Here is a 4,411-nt window from a genome sequence, read left to right as displayed (position 1 = left end):
TGGTCAGATAAATCCGAAGGGGGTCAAAATTGGACGCCGATCACCCCGCTAATGGGGTCAATTTTGCACGCCGAAACACAGACGGCTTTCGAACCTCGAGTGCATTCAGTTTTTACAAAATCTGCAAGTGGATCACACATTTGATGGCCCCCTAAACAGGCTCGCCGTCGCAAGCCGGAGAAACAGACCTAGCCGCACAGCCTTCGATCGTGTGCAAATTCTGAGGCTGGAGCGACTTTCAGCGACGTTCAAACGGTCCCATGAGGAAATGGAACGTGGGGAACGCAATATCACTCAAAGGTAATCCAGGAAACGCCCTGGGTTAACGTTCCGCCGTGACCGCAAGGGTCGCCGATACGGGCGATCTTACGACCGTTGATATTGGCGACTGACGATCCGCCAGCAATGCTGTCGCTTGTCGGTACGCCGGTGCAGGTGCAGATGTCACCAACCGTCGCAATGGGAATGCCGTCGACTGTGACAAAGCTTTGCTGCGTGGATACCACCGGACCACCGATATGACGCTTAGGGTCGGCCTTCGGGCAGCTATGCATGTGGCCTTTCAACGTGACAGGCATGGACATTTTCAGGTTCCTTGATCTGGTTCTACTTTGCCGGCATTTTCCATTTTGAGGATTCGGGTGTTTTACGTTCACTCGCATCGGTCGGCACCATCCCGGCTTTTTCTGGTGTCCAATCGGGATCATCAATCCAATACCGAAGCGGAAGTCTTTTATTTGGGTCGCCAAACACAAATATGCGCCTTGGCAAGATTAGGTCCTCGTAGGTGCGAGATACCTTCTCTTTGTCGATCGTAATCAACAACACGTAGGTATGGCTCGGCCCGTTTGAGCCTCCATGCGAAAAAGGCGCGACAATATAACTTTCCTGCTTTGGCGCAGCACCATAATCCTGCAACTCCATCTGCAGTGTATCGCCGCTGGTGGATCGTAAATCTGCGAAAAGACTTTTGCCTGCAATATCAAAATCGTCGGGCGTTGAAGGAATCTTGATCTTAGACGTTGGTTGCCAACCCTTGGCTTCAAGCATGCCAAGCGTTTGTGAGATAAACTCCCGCAACTCGGAGAGGGATTTCGCTTTGGCAAAAGGACGGAATGCAATCCCTTCTATAAGCCCTCCGCTCTGCGTAATGAATAAAGTTCGTCCTGGCGGCAACTCAAAACTCTGTGCTCCGTCCTCCACCTCAAGCTTGATCCAGTTATCATCAAATATAATTGGTGAGATGTCAGCGATCTCATCCGCATCAACAACGTAACCTTTCTGAACCCAGGGTCCTAGTTGAAGGTCGTTTTGCTCGAGGAATTTCCTAACAGTCTCCCCAGTCGATATTTTTATCGTCCGAGGAGCGCTATCAGCAGGATCGGTATTGTTAAACAGAGACACAATTCCTCCTGCCGTAAGGCTAAGAAGCGCAAATGCTGTCAAAGACAAGATTTTTATCCTTTTATTCTCCATAATTATAACCGCGGTAACAAGTAATTGTAATAATTAGTACAAAAAAACGATGTCTTGTTGAAGGATACGTGGACCTCCAGGGGAAGCCGCGTCGTTTTATAATGACTATATATCTATTTCATTGGCCACATTAGGGATGGTTGGGCGACATTTTCCAATTCGATGCATCAGGCATGGTCCGCTCTTTCGCTGTGGTGGGAACCATTCCCGCCTTTTCCGGAGTCCAATCCGGATACTCAATCCACTGACGCAGAGGTAGCGCTTTAGTCGGATCACCGGTTTCGAATATTCGCCTTGGATAAACGAGATTTTCATAATAGTCGCGCACGCCGTCATAGACATCAACCTCGAGCAAATAGGTATGACTTCTTTCCGCCATTTTAAAATTTGGATCAGGTAGTAGAAGAAAACTCTCATGTTTCGGGCCAAGGCCATAGTCCCGAAGAGTCATCATAATTTCGCTTCCACTAGAAGCTTTCATTGCCCCAAAGAGGCTTTTTCCTGAGGCATCAAAATCATCTTGGCTGACCGGGATCCTTGAAGATCCCGTTGGTTGCCAACCCTTTTTCTCCAACAGGGATATTAACTCCTTTGCATACGCACGCATTTCGTCAAGAGGTCGTGGTTGGGCGAAAGGTCGAAATGAAATGCCAATGACATGTCCAGCGCGCTGAGATATCTGAAGTGTTCTACCTGGAGGCAGTTCAAAACTTTGCTCTCCAGCGAGCAGATGAAATTTTATCCAATTGTCATCAAAGAAAATAGGCATAACATCTGTGAGTTTATCGACGTCAACTGTATAACCCTGCGCGACTCTCAACCCCGTTTCTAATCGATTTTTCTCAATCAAATCCTTGATTGTCATCCCCATTGCCACTTCAATGTTTCGCGGTTCGCCCGTCGCGGGATCGTTTCTTTTAAACATTAATTGAACTCCGTATAAGGCGCAGATAACGAATACGAATATGGATAGTCTCGTCTTCATATGACTATCTCTTTGACCAACCTTCTTGAGATGAAAGCCTATCCATTAGTTTATGATAATACAAAACGCGGTCATCCATATTTGATATGGAGCCTGGGAACTCTACAATATTTGTATCACTACACGAGCTAGATACAGGTATTTCGTATGGATAATGCTTATAAATTGTTTTCCAGACCGGACCAGCAATATTTTCTGCCATGAAAAATGTTCCATCATATTTTTGATAGACGGGCTGTATAATTTGTTTTTGCTCGTAGTCGCCTATTAAATCAGCCGAGCCTCGTGAGTCATTTTTTTCTAATCGAGCCAAGGCATCTTTCATTTGAGGGGGGATTTCTTTGCCTTGCGCAGCATAACATTTTTTTAAGTCATCGAACCCATGCCGTGCGCGATAGGCAGCCAACGGATAAATATCCCGAAAGATTGCTTTATTTCCTTCTCCTAGCGCTGACATCATGTTTTTAGAAAACGAAACGCCAGTTGTAGAATCAATGCTATCTTTGAGTGATGGGAAGGGAAATCCATCACGCTTTCCCTGGATAAGATTCATGTTGCAGCCTACTTGACTAGAAACTATCGAGCCAAGTTTAAGCCAATGATTAGTGGGATCTTGAGAAAAGAGAGATTTATACGCAGCTGTAATTTCTTTGTTCCGTGCAATCGGGTCTTCTATATCGGTAATACGCTTCGTTTCTTTATCGATTTCCTCGATTTTCTTTTTACAATCCGCAGCAATACAGGCTTGGCAGGTTTCAGATACGTTTCCGGGTGCCGCGCCTTTTTCGGCGCCAGCTTCTGCTCTTTTCAATTCGCTTGCGGATGCCGCGGGTTGAGAATTGCTTTGCGAGGTCATTCTATGCGGCCTCAGCTTTTTGAATCATATATTTCATCATCAGATGGACACGCTCATCAGCAGACATCCCAGTATTATTCTGTTTTCTAAAATCCTGCGCGAATTGACTTTGGTTCAGCTTTCCTTCGAACAGCAACTGCAAATAACACCATTTGCGGAAGGCAGATTCTTCCGTGATACCGGTCGCCTGGGCTTCGCGTAGCCAGGTTCCAACGTTAGTGTTCAGCGTCGCCTCAGGCGTGGCCTGTGCTCGTTCCGCTGCATATTCGTTAAGGTAATTCATGGTGCGACGTGTCAGCCACTCGAAACGCACAGCAGCCATTGCGTTGATTTCATTGCGCCCGATCCTGAGAGGACCGGTGTAGGGAGGAGCCATTTCCTCGTGACGCCGCACGCGCATGGGTCTTGAGCTCCAGTCGTCTTCTGGAGCAAACAGTAGATTCTCGGCTGGCCCGAGCAGTCGAGAAAGACCATTCCAATCAAGCGCCGATGACATTTGTGCAATGACGTTCGCGTCAGCGTGTCGAAACGTCACCATTTCAAAGCCGCTTTCCGGGATTTGGACGTCGCGATCGAGGTATGCTGGCTTGGGATACAGAACCTTGTTGATACCTCTCAGGTGGCGATAAAGCACATCACCCCCGTCGCTGCACTGCCAAAAAATTGCTGCGGGGCGATCGTTCAACAGGGCTAGTAGATCGTCGAGAACACGTTCGTTTACAAGATTCTCATCCGCAGCGTCGGGGTCATCGCCGCCGTCCGTGCTGCGATCAAGCCAAACGAGCTGAGGCGCAGTCCTGATCTGGTCTGCGGATCCTACACCTCGATCTAGATATAGTGGTCGATGGACAAAATTCCCGTTGAAAAGGGCCATGGGCAAATCATCGAATTGGCCGCCGTCGACAACCGCAAAAAGGCTGTGCCTCGCTTGGAGAAGCAGAGGCTTAAGCTGCATATTATTGACCATGTCAGCCTTTCACAAATGGGGTAGAGGATTTTGCCATCTCACGCATACACGACGCTCCTTCACCAGGTCCGCCCTTCTTGAAGTTGATCTGGTTGCCCTCGATGTCGATCTTCAAACCGTGAATACG

Annotated in this window: 5 protein-coding genes; all 5 read right to left on the bottom strand. The window is 47.9% G+C overall.

Going from position 1 to position 4,411, the window contains the following annotated elements; translation table 11 throughout:
* Positions 1–290 precede the first annotated feature (290 nt).
* The 5 genes from BJF91_RS00060 to BJF91_RS00045 all read right to left on the bottom strand — a co-directional run bounded on the left by BJF91_RS00060 (position 291) and on the right by BJF91_RS00045 (position 4,284).
* The gene (locus BJF91_RS00060; RefSeq protein WP_075612461.1) at positions 291–584 is read right to left on the bottom strand and encodes a PAAR domain-containing protein; all 294 of its coding nucleotides are present in this window, start codon (positions 582–584) and stop codon (positions 291–293) included.
* A 22-nt stretch (positions 585–606) separates the two neighbouring features.
* Positions 607–1,452, bottom strand: coding sequence for a hypothetical protein (locus tag BJF91_RS00055; RefSeq protein WP_139310535.1), 846 nt, complete (start codon positions 1,450–1,452; stop codon positions 607–609).
* Positions 1,453–1,606: 154 nt separating this feature from the next.
* Positions 1,607–2,401, bottom strand: coding sequence for a hypothetical protein (locus tag BJF91_RS00050; protein WP_139310534.1), 795 nt, complete (start codon positions 2,399–2,401; stop codon positions 1,607–1,609).
* A gap of 64 nt (positions 2,402–2,465) precedes the next feature.
* Positions 2,466–3,317 (bottom strand): DUF2515 family protein, encoded by an 852-nt coding sequence (locus BJF91_RS24660; RefSeq protein WP_139310533.1) that lies wholly within the window; start codon positions 3,315–3,317, stop codon positions 2,466–2,468.
* A gap of 1 nt (position 3,318) precedes the next feature.
* Positions 3,319–4,284: a hypothetical protein gene (locus BJF91_RS00045; protein WP_075612458.1), complete on the bottom strand. Its 966-nt coding sequence runs from the start codon at positions 4,282–4,284 to the stop codon at positions 3,319–3,321.
* Positions 4,285–4,411 lie beyond the last annotated feature (127 nt).

Origin of the sequence: Gillisella taibaishanensis (assembly GCF_001938985.1) — a bacterium.
GTDB lineage: Bacteria > Pseudomonadota > Alphaproteobacteria > Rhizobiales > Rhizobiaceae > Allorhizobium > Allorhizobium taibaishanense.
The sequence above is the reverse complement of the archived record's forward strand: the minus strand, read 5'-3'. Positions and strand labels throughout refer to the sequence as shown.

Bases quoted from the DNA above. Each gene is read 5' to 3' on its own strand.
- BJF91_RS00060 (WP_075612461.1), bottom strand. From the start codon at position 584: ATGTCCATGCCTGTCACGTTGAAAGGCCACATGCATAGCTGCCCGAAG.
- BJF91_RS00050 (WP_139310534.1), bottom strand. From the start codon at position 2,401: ATGTTTAAAAGAAACGATCCCGCGACGGGCGAACCGCGAAACATTGAA.
- BJF91_RS24660 (WP_139310533.1), bottom strand. From the start codon at position 3,317: ATGACCTCGCAAAGCAATTCTCAACCCGCGGCATCCGCAAGCGAATTG.
- BJF91_RS00045 (WP_075612458.1), bottom strand. From the start codon at position 4,284: ATGGTCAATAATATGCAGCTTAAGCCTCTGCTTCTCCAAGCGAGGCAC.